The sequence below is a fragment of the Vibrio pomeroyi genome (assembly GCF_024347595.1).
GTDB classification, from domain to species: Bacteria; Pseudomonadota; Gammaproteobacteria; order Enterobacterales; family Vibrionaceae; genus Vibrio; species Vibrio pomeroyi.
The window spans coordinates 283,015-302,411 of record NZ_AP025507.1 but is presented as its reverse complement, the minus strand read 5'-3'; the positions used below and the strand labels follow the sequence as shown (position 1 = coordinate 302,411).

Sequence of the window (19,397 nt, the reverse complement as noted above, 5' to 3'; positions counted from 1 at the left end):
TCGTTTCAGGGCATTAACTACCTTGATTAAAGCCTATCTAGATTGAGACCTATCTAGATTGAAGCATGACCCTTTTAATCACTTCATGAACGGCAAGGTTTAGAGGGCTTTGGCGATCGACGAGGCGCATGCAGGACACAAGGTTTAGATCAATCCTAAGCTCTTTGGGTGGTTCTATGGTGTTAAGCGAAGCGTCCTTCCAACTATCACTTAATACGCAGGCGTGGTCACCTTGCTCTAGAATTTGCCTCGCAACTGAAAAATTGTCCACCGTGATACTGATGTGAGGGTCAATTCCACTACTTTTCAACATTTCTAAATATCGGTAACGTTCTTCATTCCAACCTTGGCTTCGGATCTTGATAAAAGGCAACTGCAATGCCTCTTCCCATGTTAGTTGCCCTAATGATTTTGATACGGCGATCACCAGTTGGTCGGGCATGATGCGTTTCTGGAAGATATTCGAACTACGCTCTTCATTTAGAAAATGCACACCTAAGGTGATATCACCCTCTTCTAATTTTTGTTCTGTATCTGATGTCCAAGTTTTCAGCTCAATTTGTGCTTTGGGAAATGTTTTCGAGAGCTCCCTAAATAAACTAACACCTGAAAATTCGAGTGTGTAAGCGAAGAAAGCAAGGGTAATTGGCCCTTTATAGGTGGCAGGGTTGAATGTTTCTGGTGAGGTAGCGGAGTGCATCAAGGACAAGGCTTGTTCAATCTTGGGCAAAATAGATTTGCTGTAATGCGTTGGTCTTAACCCTTCCGTGGTGCGTTCGAAAAGTGGGTGTCCTAATTGCTCTCTTAGCTTGGTCATTTGCTTGCTGACGGCGCTTTCTGAGATCCCCAGTTTCATCCCTGCCCTTTTAAGGCTATTCGACTGACACAGCAACACAAAGGTACGCAGTAAGTTCAAGTCTATACTTTCCATCCTGGCAAGTCCTATTTTCCACGCTTTCCATTTTGGAAGTATAAAGTGATCACTATCGGCAGAGCAAATAATACTCTTCCAAATGACATTCACTTTGAAATATAAAGGTCGCTACTATGAAAACACTATTTCCCCTTACTGCTGTCGCTTTATTCTCAACCGGCGTTATTGCAGCGCCAACCATCGTCACGGAAGATAATTTTGCTCAGGCATACACCAATATGCGTCTCGGCGCGGTGGTGGAGAAAGCGGGTGGTATCAATACATTCTTTGAGATGCCAGTACCGAGCAGCGTTCCAGAAGAGCAGTTCGTTGTTCGAATGAATCGAGATACCTTTTACTCCGTTTCTGTCATCGATATGTCGAACGATGATGTCTACGTGACGGTTCCAGAAACTGACCAATATGTGTCACTGCAAGTCGTTGATGAAAACCACGAGACGCAGCCAATGATCTACGGTTCGGGTCGCCATAAAATTAGCGCAAAAACGGATCACGCATTCGTTATTGTTCGTGCGCTTGAAGATGATGCTCGCCGTAACCTGAAGATTGAAACAGGCAGTGAGAAGCCGTTTAAAGTAAAAGAATGGGACATGGCGTCGTTCAAGGCCACGGATAAAGCTGGCAACATCGATTTCAGTGACGGATATGACCAATCAAAGGCGTTTGGTAACAAAGAAAGCGGCCAAACTGATTACATGAATTACGTTGGCGCAGCTGGCGGTTGGGGTGGTGCGATGGTCGAAGATAACATCTATCAAACCAGTCAGTACTTTGATGCGAATGCATGTTACGAGACGACTTTCAAAGATCCGAAGGCCGGCTCATTCTGGTCTGCGACCGTATATAACGCTGATGGACGCATGTTTAACGATAAAGCCAATATTTCGAGTGAAATGGCACCCGTTATGAACAGCGATGGAACCTACACTCTCCGTTTCGGATGTGAAGGTCAGCCAAACAACATTCCAACGATGGACGGTAATAGCACGGGAAAATTTAATGTTCTGATGCGCCACTACAACCCGAGCGAACCAGTGAGCAAAGGCGAGAAAGGCTACAACCCAGCGACGATGATTAAGAAAGTAGGTTAATTTAAGTTGTTGGCTCTGATGAATAAAGTAGTCGAAGCCTCATTTGGAACATTAAAAATAGCCGCTGATTAGCGGCTATTTTTGTTTGTGTATTGAAAAATCGAGTGTGGATAGCATTCCGCACAGTTATTTTTAGTCGTCTTCTAATCTTGAACTGTGTGTTTCACTATAAGAATGACCAACTAGCTTACGCGCAATAATCCTTCAAAATGAGCTTTCTGTTAGTAAAATTAGCCATTTTGGTGGTTGTTTTATCACCACTGTATATTCGGTTGATAGATTTATCATATTGTTACAATTGCTTACATTTTTATGTTTAGGGGCAATTTAATGCGATATCAATCTTCACCAAGTAACTACACAGAACAAACACAACAATCACCCCAAGAGCGCGCTCATAAACAGCGTTTGGCTCGCAAGGAAGAACTCACAGTTACTCAGGCTGATAATCAACGTTGGGCGGAAAATCGAGAAAGAGTTATTGCTGAACGCAACAGCGAAAATACCGACGTAACATTAACTCAATTAAAAGAAGACAAGAAAAAGAGTGGTTTTAGCTCTTTGCTATGTGCGAAACCGACGTTCTCTAAACTTCCAACTAAGACCGTTGCTTATTGTTGGGTAAACACTAAGGCCGAAAGTGACGAAGACAATATTATTCCTAGTGTCGAAAAGGAACATGGTCTGTTAAATGTGATTAGTAATGCAAAAATTACCCCAAAGGTTAAACACGTCATCTATGTCGATAGACGTACTAAAGGACGAACATGTTACGACTCTCGCGTCGAGATTCCTGAGAATGTTAAGTTCGTTTCCGTTGATGAGTTGTTAACGAAGAAAAACATGTCAACGCCAGAGATTGCTAAGAAGATGACTGAGTTGTATGAGGCGAGTATCAATCACGGCAGTCCAGCTTTTGCGAAGAACATGGTCTCTTTACTGGCTTTAAATAAAGGGGATTATTTCTTCGACATAGGTGTAGGCATAAAGCCCGATGGCAACTTAGCTAAGCATCTCAATGGCGAGAGCAAATATCAGGGAGGCTCAGTCGGAAATGGCAGCTTTTTGATGGGGGGACACGAGAAAGACAGTATTGAGATGATTGTTGAGTTCCTTTATGGGTTGTATACCTGTGAAAGGGCACCGACGGTACATCCGAAAAAAGCAGTGGAGATCCTAAATAGTCTCGATGAATCGTTATCGCCAACGGAAGTTGTAAGTGAGGTTGTAGGCAACGCGAAACTAAACGAAAAAATCACACCTGCTGAATTCGTTACGTATTCTCGCATGATGGAGAAAAAATTTGCTGAGCGCGGCGTTAAGACCACGATGAGTGAATATGCCCGTCATACTGATTCCGTCTTTGGGAATACCATTGCAACCATTACTAATGGTACGAAAACGAAATTTGTGGACGGAAAAGACTTCGTTAACAATCATAAGATGAGCCATCATCATAAAATCAAAGTGGAAGCACACCATGTTCCAGTTTGATAAAGGGAACAAAGCCGAGCCATAAAAAGCTAGCGAATAGCTCAGATAAATCGAAATAGAAAAGGGGGCTCATTGGAGTCTCTTTTTCAAAGGCATACGTTCCTCTTGTACTGCAGCCTATTGTATTTTTATACCGTAATACCAGCCTCAGGTTGAGATGAAGGAAAGTTCACTACTTTGATTTTCGTTCTCCCACTAACGCCCCAACTCAACCATTCACTCCTCATTTTTACCATTCGTCGCATTGATAAAACTGCATGACAAATTCTAGTTAACCTTTCAACGTCAACATTTGAAAGGGATTAGAAATCATGGCTACTGCAAATACTACTTATTCATTTACTTCTCAATTTAAGCGATCATTTTTGATTGGGCTTGTTTCCTTCGCTCCTACGTTAGCTCTGGCGAACCCAAGTTCAGACGTGCTTGATATTTACAACCAAGCCGCGCAAGGCAATGAAGACATGGTTGAAGTGGCTTATGAACGCCTTAACGACACGCTGCAACAAGACGGCTCGACGCCTCTGACTTTGGTTTACCTAGGCAGCACAGAAACCCTGATGGGTCGTGATGCGTTCTTACCTTGGAACAAGATGAAGTATGTAGAAAAGGGTTTATCGACCATTGATAAATCACTGGTGCTGTTAAAAGACGAAGACCAACCGATTCATGAGCAACCTCGTGTTCAAGGATTGCCAGATTCTTACCTAACTCGCGCCATGGCTGCGGTGACTTACACCTCTCTACCCGACATGTTTAACCATTTCGACCGTGGTTATGACCTGTTCCTCTCGCTACTGGCTGAAGATGCTTTCCAGCAACAGCATTTCGCTGCGACATCGTGGATTTACCGTTATGCAATTGAGGCATCGATTCGTGCTGAAGACCTTAAGCAAGCACAAGCTTGGTTAGAACAAATGGAAACTGCTGATGCTGGCAACATCGAAACCATGACGGCGAAGGCCCTAATAGCGAAAGCCAAGTAATAGTTGCGAATGCTAAATAATGGGCGCGAAAGCTAAATAGTAGCTGTGAACGCTTAAGAATGGATTGGTAATCGGAGGACAACGGAATGATTGAATTTAAAGGTATCGGCAAATCGTATCTCACTGGCGGGCAAAGTGTAGATGCTCTCAAGGGAGTCGATGGCCAAATCAAACGCGGTGAAATGGTGGCGCTGTGTGGCCCGTCTGGGTCAGGGAAAAGTACACTTTTGAACATTCTTGGTTTGTTGGATATGGACTATCGAGGCGAGATCAATATTGATGGCAAAGCGTATCCAACAGAGCAGATTGCTGCTGCGCGTTTTCGTCGTCAGTCGTTGGGCTTTGTATTTCAGCGCTTCAATCTGGTTCCTGTGATGACAGCGCTTGAGAACGTCGCTTATCCATTGATGTTGAACCAATGCACGAAACAAGAACAGCAGACCAGAGCGCAAGAGATGTTAGAGCGTGTTGGGCTAGGAGATTACGTTCATCACCGCCCAGACAACCTTTCAGGCGGTCAGCAACAACGTGTCGCGATAGCCAGAGCGTTAATCCACAACCCAAGCCTAGTGATTGCCGATGAACCGACTGCCAGCTTAGACAGCCACACAGCCAACCTTGTGATCGACATTATGAAAGAGCTCGGTCACGAGATGGGCACTACCTTTATTGTCGCAACGCACGACCCGAGAATGGCGCAGCGTTGTGATCGAGTGATTGAACTTATCGATGGACAACTGGCACCACAAGTCACAGCAACGGAGGCGATCTCATGGGCAAGTTAACACAAAGAATGAGCACGTTTTGTCTTCCAACCTCGGTGCGTTTGGCGTGGCTTAATTTATTGAGAAATGGTCGCCGCAGCCTGCTTTCGGTGTTGATCATCGCCATTGCCGTATTTGCACTCACCAGTGCGGGTGGCTATGGGCTTTACACCTACGAATCCTTAAGGGAATCGACCGCGCGCGATACTGGTCACCTTACTTTGAGCACGCCGGGTTATTTTGAACAAGATGAAGACATGCCGCTGAGCAATGGTCTGGATAACGTTCAAGAGCTAACCAAGAGCATTATTGGCGACAGCGACGTGCGTGGTGTGCAGCCACGAGTCTACTTCAGCGGTCTGGTTTCTAACGGCAGTAAGTCGACCATCTTTATGGGAACGGGCGTTAATGAACGCGAGTTCGATATGAAAGGCCCGTTTCTTGATGTGCGCAGCGGTCAGACCCTCTCGGATGTGAAATCGCCAAGATACGACAACCAAGAGCCACAAGTAATGCTGGGAACTGACCTTGCTCGTAACCTCAAAGTTGCCGTTGGAGATTGGGTAACATTGCTCGCGACTACCAGTGATGGCGCTTTGAATGCCTTTGATTTTAAGGTGCAGGGTATCTACTCTACTGGCGTTCCTGAGCTGGACAAGCGTCAGCTGTATGTACACATCACTACTGCTCAAGAGCTTTTGGCTTCAGACAAAGTGAGCACTTTATCGGTATTCCTTTTCGAAACCAGCAAGACATCGACCGTGCAGCAACGCATCGAGGTGTTACTGAATAGACAAAATGGTCAACAAGGCTCAGGCATTGAAATTACTCCATGGCAAGATCGTGCGTTTTTCTATACCAAGGTTAAAGACCTTTACGACCGTATTTTCGGCATCATGGGCGCGGTGATGGCATTGGTCGTGTTCGTGTCGCTGTTCAATACCATGACCATGTCAGTCACAGAGCGTACTCGTGAAATTGGCACCTTGTCGGCACTCGGCAGTTACCCCTCTGAAATCGTTGCAGGCTTTTTAAAAGAGGCGGGATTACTGGCGGTGATTGGCAGTGCGATAGGTGCACTAGTGAGTGGCTTAGTGTCGGTGTTGTTACTGGTAGTCGATATACAAATGCCGCCACCTCCGGGTCGAACCGAAGGTTACCCACTCAACATTTACTTCTCATTAGAATTGGTTGGTTACGCCACGTTAGGTGTGCTGACGATCTGTTTGCTGGCTGCTTATTTCTCTGCTCGTAAAGGCGTGAATAAGCCAATCACGGAGGCGCTGGTTTATGTATAAATTTACTCGTTCACTCACTATTTTAGGTTCCGCGTTGGCTTTGGTTCTAGCATCGGCACCAAGCTGGGCTGTCGATTCACAACAAGTCACCGAGATGATTGCTAAAGCAGACAGCTACCGCTTGAACAGTGCACAAGCGTCCAAGGTGGTCTCCTTAGTCGCGCTATATCAAGACGAACAACTGGATAAAACCCGTGAGTACAACGTTTATACAAGACCAAACCGAGAGTCGTTGGTCGTGTTCAAGTCGGCTGTTGAAGCAGGTCAAAAGATGTTGATGATTGAAGACAACTATTGGCTGCTGATGCCGAAATCACGCCGTCCGATTCGTATCACCCCGATGCAAAAACTATTGGGTGAGGCTTCAGTAGGGGATATTTCGACGCTCACTTGGAGCGAAGATTATCAAGGCAAGTGGGTTGCCGAACAACAGGTTGAGATGCCGACTAGCGAGACACTTGATACCCATCACCTAAAGCTAACTGCGAAAACCAAAGGCGCGAGCTATCAATCGATTGATTTGTGGTTAACGGCAGATCGCGCATTTCCAGTTAAAGCGGATTTGTATTTGCGTTCAGGAAAGCTAGCGAAACAAGCGTGGTTTACTGAAGGCGTGCGAGATGGCTTACCAACAGTGGTGTCGATGACCTTGCTTGATAAGATTCAGCCAAGTAAAAAAACTGTAATTGAGTACCGCGAAGTGATTGAACAAGCCTTGGCAGATAAGTATTACAACCCTGCTTACTTATCGCGTAATAGCGTGTCTGGGCTGTAGGTGGTTGCTATGAAAGCTTCTAGCCGTCGATTCCACATCAAGCCTTCAATCGCTACCTTGCTTGCATTGTCTTGTATGAGTAACACGACTCAAGCGGACGATCTGAGCCTAGCGTGGGACTGGCAACTGAGTGCCGAAGCTATTGAATCACGAGAGTCGCCATTTAGCCCTTTAGCTCCTGACAATCGTCAGTCACTTAATGGTTTGCTGGATCTTGAGGTGGGTTATAACAATTGGCTTGGCCTGCTTGCAGTGAAAGCCAACGATATTTTGAGCAACAACCCTCAAGGGCAAGAGGCGAGCTTTGAATCGGAATTCATCGTGCGCGAGTTGTTTTGGCAAGGTGGCGTTGATGTGTCGAATTCAGTAATCGGAGATCACTATCTTGATGTCACGCTCGGCAAGGTTCGCCTCGATTGGGGCGTGGGCTATGGCTACCGCCCGTTAGACATCATCAAGCCGTATCGTCAGAACCCAGTGGGTATTGTCGCAGAAGAGGGCGCGGGTGTGGCGTCGGCGTCACTGTTCGATATGACGGGCGAATGGACACTGCTTTATAGCGATTCCTCGTGGACTTTCCAAGACGTGAATGAGTTCGAAAAGCAGAATCAGCAACAAGGTTTTGGCTTACGTCGTTACAACTTAGTGGGCGACCACGAATATCAATGGGTCGCCTATTACGACGATGTACGCCACGGTTTGCTTGGCGCGAGCTTGGTTTCGGTATTAAACCTCGCGTGGGAATTTCATGGTTCGATGGTTTATCAGCGACAAAGCCTTGGTTACAGCCAGCCTAACTCAATGCTTAAACCTGTTTTCCTCGAAGAACAGGGCGAGGCCTATCAAGCGTTAGCCGGATTAACATGGGCGAATGACACTGGCCACAATGTGGTCTTGGAATACTGGTTTGATAGCCGCGCTTGGAGTGATTCCGAGTGGCAAAGCGCTTTAGAGAATGCGGAGTCTTTGTCTCTTAATCCCATGACAATATCGTTGGCGGGCTCTTACGCTCAAGGCTATCAGCACGCTAATTTGGTTCAACACAACATCATGTTTCACTGGTCTTTGGATTCGACACATGGCTGGCTTGAAGATATCACGCCAACGTTTGATGTGATGTTGTCTCCACAAGATGGCGGTTTTATTGCGACTCAGTGGCTCAACTATCAGGCGTTAGATAATGGCGATTCATCGTTGGAATTGGAACTTGCTGCACGCTTTCTAGGCGGTAAAAGTGATTCTGCTTACGCCAACTTACCCGATAGTCATATGATTCTTATAAATATCAAAGGACGATTTTAATGAACACTTCTTCAAACAGTCGGTTTTCATGGATCAAAAGCTTCGCGTTCACCACGCTATTTTGCGTTCTTATTGCGATTACAACCCATACGATTTGGGGTGGCGGATTAACGGTTAATCTAGCAATCAGTTTTGGCTTTGGCTATAGCGCTGTGGGTTCCTCTTTCGTCTTGGTGAAGTTGTTTAAGAGAACATCCAGAAGGCTTGAAGTGGCGATCTCAATGGTGGTCGCGATGACCTTCGGTACTCTGAATGCACACTATTGGTTAAACGGGTATTTCGGATCCAATATCTCTGATCTTAAATCTGTGGTGCTGTTGGGCGTTATCTTCTGCTCGGTTTGCTATTACTACTTCTACTCAAGAGAAAAGCAGCTGCGTGCCGACAACGAATTAGAAGTGGCCAAGCGCCGTCAGGCTGATCAAGAGAAGGTGGTGGTGCTGAGTCAGCTTAAACAGCTGCAAAGCCAAATCGAACCGCACTTCCTATTTAATACGCTGGCGACCATTAATGTGTTGATTGAGAGCGACAGTGCGAAGGCCAAGTTGATGCTGGAAAAGCTGACTGACTTGTTACGTGTGACTCTGAAAAACAGCCGCACTGAGCAATCGACCCTCGCACAAGAGGTCGACTTGCTGGATGCTTATCTTAACATTCAAAAGATACGCTTAGATGAGCGTTTAGTGTTCTCGATTGAGACGAAGGATATTAGCTATCAGCAAGTGATTCCGCCTTTCTTGATTCAACCTTTGGTTGAGAATGCGCTTACACACGGTATCGAGCCCAAAGCCGCAGGTGGCCAAGTGAATATCCGTATTACCCAGCAAGCCGAGCAGTTGAAGATTGAAGTGGCTGATAATGGCGCAGGGCTGAAAACGCCCTCGGTGAATACTGGTCATGGTGTTGGGTTAAGCAATATTCGTCAGCGAATCGAAACCCTTTATGGTGATAAGGCGAGCCTCACGATCACCGAGCAAGCTTCGGGCGGTGTGGTATCAACTATCTTATTACCGCTCATCAGCGAAACTAGTTCCGAGAACGCAGAGTTGGTGCTCTAGGCTCTGTTACGAAAATAAGTACTGTTATGAAATAAGCTCAGAGACAAAAACAGATGATTTACAGTGTGAATTTAAAGGAATAATCATGGATAACCCAGTATCAAAGCCAAGTGTCACGGCGATTATCGCAGATGATGAAGCACTGTTAAGGCACCATCTCGACAAGAGCTTGGCTGAGGTTTGGCCGGAACTAGAAATCGTCGGTAAGGCAAAAAACGGGCTAGAGGCGATGCAGGGTATTCGACAACTTGAGCCTGATGTGGTCTTTCTTGATATTCGAATGCCAGAGCTTGATGGTATCTCGCTGGCGAAAAAACTGAACAAGTTAGCTTCGCCGCCATTGGTGGTTTTCATTACCGCTTATGACGAATACGCGGTCAAAGCCTTTGAGCACAATGCGATGGATTACTTGCTAAAACCGATCAATGAAGAACGTTTACTGGCCACATGTCAGAAGCTTCAAGCACGCTTGTCGAGCAACCAAACGCAGTCAGGTAGCACTCAGGAACAGCCCGATATCACGGCATTAATGAATCAGCTTCAACAGCTATCCCAGTCAACCTCGCAGCAACCTCCCTATCGACCGCAGCAAAAGCACCTCACATGGCTCAAGGCCAGTATCGGGGAAGACATCCACCTGATTGCCGTCGACGATGTGGCGTATTTCAAAGCTGAAGATAAGTACGTGTCTATATTTAAGAAGGGTCAAGAAGGCGCATTAGAGGAGTTTATTCTTCGCGTGTCGCTAAAAGAGTTGATAGCGCAACTCAATCCTGATGAGTTTTGGCAGATCCACCGTTCCGTGGTGGTGAAAGTATCTGCGATAGATAAGGTAAAAAAAGGCCTCTCCGGCCAGATGTCGGCGTATGTATCAGGCGAGAAACTACCGATCAGCCGCGCCTCACAAGCCCTGTTTAAGGGGATGTAGCGAACGAACAAAAGGCGCGACATATTGGCTTTATAATTGATGCATGTAATTTATAAATCAAACACTTTCATACTTCTATCGAGTGGCTCTAAAATTTTAGTCGTTTGATTTAATGGCGAATTATTACACTTTGGCGATCGGATATATTGGAGCAAAGCCCTTCAAAGAGATCGTTATGAAAGCATACTATTTAGTCGTCGTATTGAGCTCCACATTGCTAGGTTGCAGTTCTACTCCTCAGCAACAAACGTTATTGAAATCCGACCCATATTGGGTCACCGGTGAATTAGATAACGGGTTAACCTACCACGTTTACCCTGACCGAGAACAACCTGTATCGGTACGCCTACTTGTGCATGCCGGCTCTTTCCAAGAGAGCGAACAGCAAAAAGGTTATGCCCATTTTGTTGAGCATATGGCGTTTAATGGCAGCAAAAATTTTTCAGGGAATGATGTAGTAGAGTTGTTTGAGCAATCTGGTGCTAGCTTTGGCGCCGACTTAAATGCTTATACCTCTTATCAAGAAACCCTCTATAAGTTAGATCTGCCCGATAACAAGAATCTAGATAAAGCGTTGGCTTGGTTTAGAGATATTGGCGATGGTTTACTGCTGTCTGAAGATGAAATCGAAAAAGAGAAAGGTGTGATATTAGGGGAATTTCGACACACACGCGTTGAAGATAAACCGCTCTCATTTAAGTTCTACGATCATATGATTGAAGGCACTAATTACCAAACTAACGATCCCATTGGTAATAAAGAATCTGTTTCTAATGCGAATGTTGAAGAATTAAAAAACTATTACCAAACCTGGTATCAACCTCAGTTAACCGAGGTGATTGTCTCTGGTGATATCACACTGGCAGAAGTGATCCCTTTGATTGAAGAAACCTTCTCTGACTGGCAAAGAGGCACAACACCGGTTCCCGTGAAGAACACATCAGCAGATTACAATACTCAAGATTTTGTGGCGTATGGATCTGGGGTCGAGCCACCGAGCATCGGAATAGTGATTGATCGTGGGCTAAGAGTGACACGGAGCCATGAGCAACAACATCAGCTTTGGTTAGATGATATTGCTCAGCAACTTATCCAACAAAGGTTGAATTCAGATTTTGTTGACGCTGCGTTGCCAGTGCAATGGGTTGCTTCGACTCCCTATTTCTTAGAGTACCAAAGGTATTCCATTACTACGGTTGGTTTTCCTGTCGATAGTCGAGAGCAAAGTCAGCAGCAGTTTATTTCTACTCTCGCCTCATTGCGTGATCATGGTGTGAGCGAATATGAGTTTACGAGTGTGATACAGCAATACCAAGCGAACCTTGATGACATTAAGTCTAACTGGGAGAGAATGAACGCAGTGGCTCATGCTGACGGTAAGTCGACGGCACTGGTGATTAACCAGATGGTTCAATCACAGCTTGATTATAAGTCGAGTTTGAAAGAGTTTCTTGCGGGTACTGATCTGGAAGCCGTAAATGATAATTTAGATGATTTACTTTCTAGCCCTTATATTTTGGGATTAGGTTTATCGTCTAAAGAAGACTTGCAGGCAATGAATAACGAGCTAAAAGATGTCAGAAAAGCCTATAAAAAGACAGGTAACAGACCATTGCTCGTTACTGCAAGCTCCGCGTTTAGTGTGCCTGCGTCTCAAGGCGAAATTGTAAAACAAGTTCAGGTGAGTGACGATCCTAATTTGAAGCAGTGGACATTAAGCAACGGCATTGAAGTTTTGTATCTCCGTAACTCCGAGGCTGGTAATAGTGTTGGGGTTTACTATGCCAGTGAGGGCGGAAAAGCGGCGCTGGATCCTTCGCTGTTTCCTGCTGTAGAGATTGCGCTGCCCGCTTCGGTTCGTAGTGGTGTTGGTAAATTTAGTGGTTCGGAGTTAACCGCTCACTTGAGACGCGAAGACATTGAAATCTACCCCTTCATCAACTTTACTCATCATGGCTTAGAAATAAGTGCCAAGAAAAAGACGCTTGCAGAAGGTCTAGCTGCGCTGCACACCATTGTAACTGAACCTAAAATAGACAGTGATCAGCTTGAGGCTGTGAAGTCTGAATTTGCTCAAGACCGTACAGCATATTTAGAAACTCCAGTTGGCCAGTTTATTCAGATGGTTAATCGCAATAGCTATCAAACAAGCAGCCGTCACATGATGCTTGAAAGTGAAGATATTAAGGCTGTCACGTCGCAAGATATATTAGACGTGCATCACCAACTCTTCCAAAAGTTAAGAGACAACACATTGGTTATTGTTGCTGATATTAATCCAGCTGAAATTAAGCCGCTTGTGCGTCAATACGTTGCTTCATTGCCATTAGAAGCCGCTGTGTCTCCTGATTATCAGGTGGCTTATAGTCCTGATTCGAAAAAACGAATGGATATATCCGTCAATAATGAAGACAGCAGTCAGTATTTATTGCGTGTGATTTCCCAGCAAGCTCGCGATAAAACCGCAAAAGATGTGTTTATGGACGATATGCTTCAGCGCGTGTTGTCGAGCCGTCTAACAGCTTATGTTCGTGAAGAGTTAGGTTTGGATTATGCGCCTTATGTGTACTCGGTCGCACAAGACAGTGAGCCGAGTTATGACTGGTTAATCGGCTCTTTAACGGCTCCAGAAAACTCAGAAAAAATTGAACAAGCGATTGATAAGGTCATTGCTGAAGCGGCAAAAGGGATTTCTGAAGATGAGACTCGAACGGCCGCTAAGCAGCTTGTTGCGGACCTTACTCCACTTAAACATAAGCCTACTGAACAAGCTTGGTTTATTTCTCGTTATCTGATTCATGATTATGGTTTTGAGGCGTTGTTCGACCTGCAGGGGACGGCAGACTCCATTTCTAGTCAAGACATGACAGAGTATGCGAAAGAAATTTTTGGTGATAACAGCTATCAGTTGAAGAATTTGTTAAGCCCACAAGGTTAGGTCTAGTTAGGTGAGTGGTTTTTCTTGAAAGCCACTTCTACTCTTTATATATGGATTCACTTCCAAGCCAAATGTTCAAGCATTTGGCTTTTTTATTGTGCTGAATCTTTACGAGGTTTGGTAGAACCACTCAGCGGCCGCGCCTCGCAAGCCCTGTTTAAAGGTATGTAGAGGCTCACTTAAAGTATGTAGCAAGCGTGTTTAAATGGATTTCATAAGCTCTTATTAAAGTGCTATTTCAAGTGAATATAAGCAATCTTACATATCGCATGGTGATTTATAAAATAAAGATCGAGATCACAAAGATATTCATCGGGTTAAATATTAAATAATAATCGTTAACTCAATCTGTATATTGTCGATGAATGACATTAAGAGGTTGTTATGAAAACATATTATTTAGCGACGGCATTATGCCTAACTTTGGTTGGCTGTAGCTCAACATCAAAAACTACCGAAAGCTTAATCCAACCGGATCCAGCATGGAAGTCAGGTCAGCTAGAGAACGGTCTTACCTATCATGTTTATCCTGATCATGAAGAGTCTGTTTCTGTACGTTTAGTCGTGCACGCGGGTTCGATTCAAGAGACTTCTCAACAGGAAGGTTATGCTCACTTTGTCGAGCACATGGCATTCAATGGCAGTAAAAACTTCTCTCAAAACGATGTAATCCGTCTGTTTGAAGATGCCGGTTCTAGCTTTGGTGCGGATATTAACGCCTACACCTCTTATGAAGAGACGGTATACCAGTTAGATTTGCCCGATAACATCGAGTTGCAGTCTGCCTTGACGTGGATGCGTGATGTGGGTGATGGCCTAGACATCGCAAGCTCAGAAGTTGAAAAAGAGAAAGGCGTGATTCTGGGTGAGTTTCGCATGGCTCGTCTTGATGACAAGTCATTCGGAGAGGTATTTTATGACCACTTGATTGAAGGCGGTCCGTATGAATCTCAAGATGCATTGGGCTCGAAAACATCGGTTGTAGAGGCAACGCCGCAAGGCTTATCTGACTTCTACCAAACTTGGTATCAACCTCAAATCGCCGAGTTAGTGATTTCAGGTGATGTAGACATCAAAACCTTGATTCCATTGATTGAAGAGAAGTTTTCAAGCTGGGAGCGTGGCGACACCCCGAGACCAGAAAAGCAGAAAATGACCTCGTTCAATGAAGGTGATTATGTTGAATACGCAGGAAGAGAAGCACCGAGCATCACTCTGACGTTCAACCGCGGTTTAGATAGAGTTGAAACTCATGCTCAACAGCATCAACGTTGGTTAGATGAAACCGCACAACAAATCATTCAACAGCGACTCGAAGCAGTATTCAATGATGCAGCGCTGCCGACGCAATGGGTAGCGTCCGATAACTATCGAATGGGTTCTCTGAATTATTCTTCAATCAGTGTTGGCTTCCCAGCAGGAGGCCGCGAAGTTATCCAACAAGAGTTGCTTTCTACATTGGCATCACTGCGTGACTTTGGCGTGTCGAAAACGGATATCGTTGGCGAGCAGCACTACTACCAAGACTTACTGGATAACATCGAGCATGACTGGGACAAAATGGACAGCGTTGATCACGCGAACTACAAAGCCAGTGCGCTTGTGACTGATCGAATCGTCCAATCTCAGAAAGACTATCAAGCTAGTTTAGAAACCTTCATTGCGAACCTAAACCTTGAGGCGATTAACGACAACATCAAAGACCTGCTTTCTGATGATTACTTCCTTGTTATCGGATTGGATGATTCTGAAGACAGAGCTGCGATCATCGACTCGCTAGATAGTTTAAAAGCGACTTACAGCGAAACGGGAATACAGCCGCTCGCGATTGCGACAGCGAGTGCTTTTGCTGTACCAAGTTCGCAGGGCGAGGTTGTGCTTGCGGAACAAATGTCTGTCGACCCATACATCCAAAAGTGGACGTTAAGCAATGGCATCGACATGTGGTACCTGCGTGATTATGTGGCAGGTGATGATGTTGGTGTGATGTACATGAGCCTCGGCGGAAAAGCCGCTTTGGATCCAAACTTATACCCAGCGGTCGAGGTTGCGTTACCCACTTTCGCTCGAAGCGGTGTTGGTGAATTTACGGGTTCTGAGCTTTTAGCGTACTTGGATCGTGAAAATATTCGTGCTGATTCCTTCATTGGCAACACTCGTCATGGTATTGAATTTAATATCACTAAAGACGGCCTTGAAGACACGTTTTCTGCGCTTTATACCTTCATCATGGCTCCTAAAATTAACCCTGAGCAATTAGACGCGGTGAAGCAGGAGTTTGCACAGGGGCAAGAATCTTTCTTAGACAGTCCTGTTGGTCAGTTTGAACGAGCAATCAACCAGAACATCTATGGTCAGGACAGTGGTCACCTGTTTGTTGATAAAGAGCGTGTTGAAGCGGTTTCTGTGGAAGACATCGCTAATCTTCATCAGCAGTTGTTTGGTCAAATGAGACATAACCAATTGGTGGTCGTGGGTGACATCGACCCTAGTGTGTTGAAGCCTTTAGTTCAGAAATATCTAGCTTCGATTCCATTGGAACAAGCGGCTGTGCCGGACTTTAAGGTGGCTTACAAGCAGCCATCAGAATCACGCATTGATCTCGCCATCAACAATGTGAACAGCGCAGAGTACGTCTTACGAGTCATCTCAGAGCCAGCAACCGAAGCCGGTCAAGGAGCAACGGCAAAAGATATCTTCACGGAAAGCTTGCTAGAACGCCTGTTGGCGACTCGTTTAGATACTTATATTCGTGAAGAGTTGAGCTTGGATTACTCGCCTTATACGTATTCAGCGTCTGCAGACGGCGAGCTGAGTCATGAGTGGGTCATCGGTGCGATGATAGCGCCTGAAAACGTTGATGAAGTGGAAGTGGCGATCGATAAGGTGATTGCAGACCTTCTACAAGGTGTCTCTGAGGAAGAAATGCGAGCGGTTGTGAAACAGTTTGAAGCTGACTTCACGCCTCTTGAGATGAGCTCTATTGACCAAGCGTGGTATGTGTCTCGTTATCTACTTCATGGTTACGACATCGAAGCTTTGTCGCAAGTTGAGGGTGTTGCGAGGTCGATTACTGCGGAAGATATGAATGTGTTAGTTCAACGCATTTTTGGTGACAATAGCCGTAAAGTTAAGAACATTATGCGTCCTAAACTTTAATAATTACAATTGCTTAATTCCTACATTATTTAAAGCCAAGCCTTGTTGCTTGGCTTTTTCTTTTCTTTAGAAAGACGGCGCTTAATCGGTTGCATCGTATCATTTTCTAAAAAAATGTTTTAAATCAAGACAGCGTTTCATTTGTATTGTAGATTGACGATCTACGAGAATGTTGTTTGGATATTAGATTGCTTAAACTGGGTACCCGATTAGTCTTAATGTTGTTTTTACTGAGCTTTGGCTTAGTGAATTCTAACGGCTATTCGTTTCCTTCTAAGCCGTTTCAAATCGACTCAGCTCAACAGCAATCCTTCGCAAACAAACAGTCTTCTGCGGAAAAACAATGTAAGCAAGCCGCGGTTGATGATCCATCAGCCTATTTAGAGTGCGATAAAGTTCAGTTGGGTGCCGCGTCCGTTGGCGACAGTTCTAACTACCACGATACTGAATCGAGCCTTCAAGCGACCACTTACCGACGTATATTAACCAATGAGCAAGAAAGCGGGGCCGATCTAGAGCCTTCTTATCATCTGCTTATCGATTTTTCTCCTCCTTCTTTGCTGGCCTCTCTGTTGGTCAACACACCTCTGTTGGATCAAAAACAGCACTGGACCAGTATTGTGAGTTCTCCATCTTCCCGGCTCTCTGGGTGGAAAGAGGGCAACATACAATATTCCCACTTTCGAGATCTTCTTAGCTAATCGTTTGACCCCAAATTGGTCGTTTCGATGGTCATTTGTGCCCGTTGAATCCGCCAGTTAATCAGATATAGCGACACATAATTTTAGCCTCACTATCGTTCAATTAGCTTGTTCTGGTTGCCGCTAGTGGTCGCTCGTGTTCGCAAAACATTAGTTCAAATAAGAGATCTTGACTGTGAAAAAGCGCATTCCAAGAAAACAAATCAACCACTACGCAAAGTGGAAATACGTGGTGCTTATCGCCACCATCATCATCATGGTTCTAAGTGCTCTACCTTCTTGGTATGGCGAGAACGCTTCGGTTCAAATCAGTAATCGTTCTGAGCAAACTATCGACGCTACTCAGGTAACTCAATACCTTGCGAGCGAAGGCATCCAAGCCAAATCAGCCTTTCAAAAAGACAAACGTTTAGTGGTTATCTTAGAAGATGCCGAGCAACAAGCGAAAGCCAAAGAAGTGCTTAATGAGCGCCTATTAGACAACGCAACTGTAGCTCTCGCGATGGAGCCAGCAGCACCAAAATGGTTGACTGATATGGGCTTCGCACCGATTCAGCTAGGCCTTGATTTACGTGGTGGTGTGCAGTTCTTATTAGAAGTGGATATGGAGCCGGTTTACCACGCACAAGCGCAAGCTATGGTCGATGAGATCACCAGCGAAGTGCGTTATGCCCGCGGTAAAGTGGTGAACAACCAAGTGGAATTCAATTTCCGCACTGACGCGGATTTCGAGAAAGCACAAAAGCTGATCCGTGAAGAGTTCCCGCAATGGCTACGTGATAGCTCAGACAAAAAGCTGACTCTAACGCAATCTGAAGATGAACAAAGAACGCTACGCAACCTAACGGTTCAACAAAACCTGCAAATCATGCGCAGTCGTATTGAAGAGCTGGGTATCACAGAGGCTTCAATTCAACGCCAAGGTGAAAGCCGTATTCGTATCGAACTTCCGGGTGTACAAGATCCAGCAGCAGCGAAAGACGTGATTGGTGCAACGGCATCATTGGCGTTCTACTCTGTTTACGATAACGCAACGCGCAATACTCAAACGCTAAAAGATACAGATGGCAACCGTGTCGTTGTTGCTCGCAAAGCGGTACTGAGCGGCGAACATATTATCGATGCTCGTAGCGGCATTGGTGAGATGGGCAGCGCAGAAGTAAACATCACGCTGGATTCGGCGGGCGGTAAGAAAATGTCTGAGTTCTCTCGTCATAACATCGGCAAGCCAATGGCAACGGTGTACAGCGAGTACAGCCGTGACAGAGCCGGTAACAGCGAGAAAACCAGTGAAGTGATCAGTGTGGCGAACATCCAATCTCAATTGGGTAGCCGCTTTAGAATCACAGGTGCAGGCAGCATGGCTGAAGCACAAGAACTGGCTCTATTGCTTCGTGCGGGTTCATTGACTGCGCCAGTGACCATCATTGAAGAGCGTACCATTGGCCCATCTCTGGGTGCTGAAAACGTCACTAACGGCTTTGCTGCTTTGGCACTTGGCCTTGGTCTAACTCTCACGTTTATGGCGCTATGGTATCGCCGCCTTGGTTGGGTTGCGAACGCTGCATTGGTCGTCAACATGACCACACTATTCGGTTTGATTGCGATGCTCCCGGGTGCGGTATTAACCCTGCCAGGTATTGCGGGCTTGGTATTAACTGTCGGTATGGCGGTCGATACCAACGTACTTATCTTCGAACGTATTCGAGACAAAATGAAAGAAGGTCGCAGCTTTGCGAGTGCCATCGACCGTGGCTTTGATAGCGCGTTCTCTTCAATCTTCGATGCCAACGTCACTACCATGATTGTTGCCGTGGCTCTGTACACCATTGGTAATGGACCGATTCAAGGGTTTGCACTGACCCTAGGTTTGGGTCTTCTAACCAGCATGTTTACAGGTATTTTTGCGTCACGCGCGATCATCAATTTGGCTTGGGGGCGTGACCAACGCCACGATGTAAGGATTTAA

The 19,397-nt window shown here is 45.5% G+C and carries 14 protein-coding genes; 13 read left to right on the top strand and 1 reads right to left on the bottom strand.

What is annotated here, in order from left to right:
• Positions 1-49 precede the first annotated feature (49 nt).
• The gene (locus OCV12_RS17535; protein WP_261886710.1) at positions 50-931 is read right to left on the bottom strand and encodes a LysR family transcriptional regulator; all 882 of its coding nucleotides are present in this window, start codon (positions 929-931) and stop codon (positions 50-52) included.
• Between the two features lie 116 nt (positions 932-1,047).
• On the opposite strand from OCV12_RS17535, the gene OCV12_RS17530 reads away from it, so the two are divergent.
• From OCV12_RS17530 to secD, 13 genes are all read left to right on the top strand, one after another.
• Positions 1,048-2,025 (top strand): DUF1254 domain-containing protein, encoded by a 978-nt coding sequence (locus OCV12_RS17530; protein ID WP_261886709.1) that lies wholly within the window; start codon positions 1,048-1,050, stop codon positions 2,023-2,025.
• 330 nt (positions 2,026-2,355) lie between these two features.
• On the top strand, positions 2,356-3,519 hold the full coding sequence (locus tag OCV12_RS17525; RefSeq protein WP_261886708.1) for a hypothetical protein: 1,164 nt from the start codon (positions 2,356-2,358) through the stop codon (positions 3,517-3,519).
• 311 nt (positions 3,520-3,830) lie between these two features.
• A complete protein-coding gene (locus tag OCV12_RS17520) occupies positions 3,831-4,505 on the top strand; it encodes a hypothetical protein (RefSeq protein ID WP_261886707.1) in 675 nt (224 codons plus the stop codon).
• A gap of 86 nt (positions 4,506-4,591) precedes the next feature.
• Positions 4,592-5,290 (top strand): ABC transporter ATP-binding protein, encoded by a 699-nt coding sequence (locus OCV12_RS17515; protein WP_261886706.1) that lies wholly within the window; start codon positions 4,592-4,594, stop codon positions 5,288-5,290.
• Complete coding sequence (locus OCV12_RS17510; protein ID WP_261886705.1) at positions 5,278-6,567, top strand: ABC transporter permease; 1,290 nt, start codon at positions 5,278-5,280, stop codon at positions 6,565-6,567. Before OCV12_RS17515 ends, OCV12_RS17510 begins: the two co-directional genes overlap by 13 nt.
• Positions 6,560-7,342, top strand: a complete 783-nt coding sequence (locus tag OCV12_RS17505) for an outer membrane lipoprotein-sorting protein (RefSeq protein WP_261886704.1) — start codon at positions 6,560-6,562, stop codon at positions 7,340-7,342. Before OCV12_RS17510 ends, OCV12_RS17505 begins: the two co-directional genes overlap by 8 nt.
• A gap of 9 nt (positions 7,343-7,351) precedes the next feature.
• Complete coding sequence (locus OCV12_RS17500; RefSeq protein ID WP_261886703.1) at positions 7,352-8,644, top strand: hypothetical protein; 1,293 nt, start codon at positions 7,352-7,354, stop codon at positions 8,642-8,644.
• On the top strand, positions 8,644-9,702 hold the full coding sequence (locus OCV12_RS17495) for a sensor histidine kinase (protein ID WP_261886702.1): 1,059 nt from the start codon (positions 8,644-8,646) through the stop codon (positions 9,700-9,702). Before OCV12_RS17500 ends, OCV12_RS17495 begins: the two co-directional genes overlap by 1 nt.
• Positions 9,703-9,787: 85 nt before the next feature.
• On the top strand, positions 9,788-10,630 hold the full coding sequence (locus OCV12_RS17490) for a LytR/AlgR family response regulator transcription factor (RefSeq protein WP_261886701.1): 843 nt from the start codon (positions 9,788-9,790) through the stop codon (positions 10,628-10,630).
• A gap of 175 nt (positions 10,631-10,805) precedes the next feature.
• Positions 10,806-13,568, top strand: a complete 2,763-nt coding sequence (locus OCV12_RS17485; protein WP_261886700.1) for a M16 family metallopeptidase — start codon at positions 10,806-10,808, stop codon at positions 13,566-13,568.
• 384 nt (positions 13,569-13,952) lie between these two features.
• On the top strand, positions 13,953-16,727 hold the full coding sequence (locus OCV12_RS17480; protein WP_261886699.1) for a M16 family metallopeptidase: 2,775 nt from the start codon (positions 13,953-13,955) through the stop codon (positions 16,725-16,727).
• Positions 16,728-16,945: 218 nt separating this feature from the next.
• The gene (locus OCV12_RS17475) at positions 16,946-17,428 is read left to right on the top strand and encodes a hypothetical protein (protein ID WP_261887139.1); all 483 of its coding nucleotides are present in this window, start codon (positions 16,946-16,948) and stop codon (positions 17,426-17,428) included.
• A gap of 169 nt (positions 17,429-17,597) precedes the next feature.
• A complete protein-coding gene (secD, locus tag OCV12_RS17470) occupies positions 17,598-19,397 on the top strand; it encodes a protein translocase subunit SecD (RefSeq protein ID WP_261886698.1) in 1,800 nt (599 codons plus the stop codon).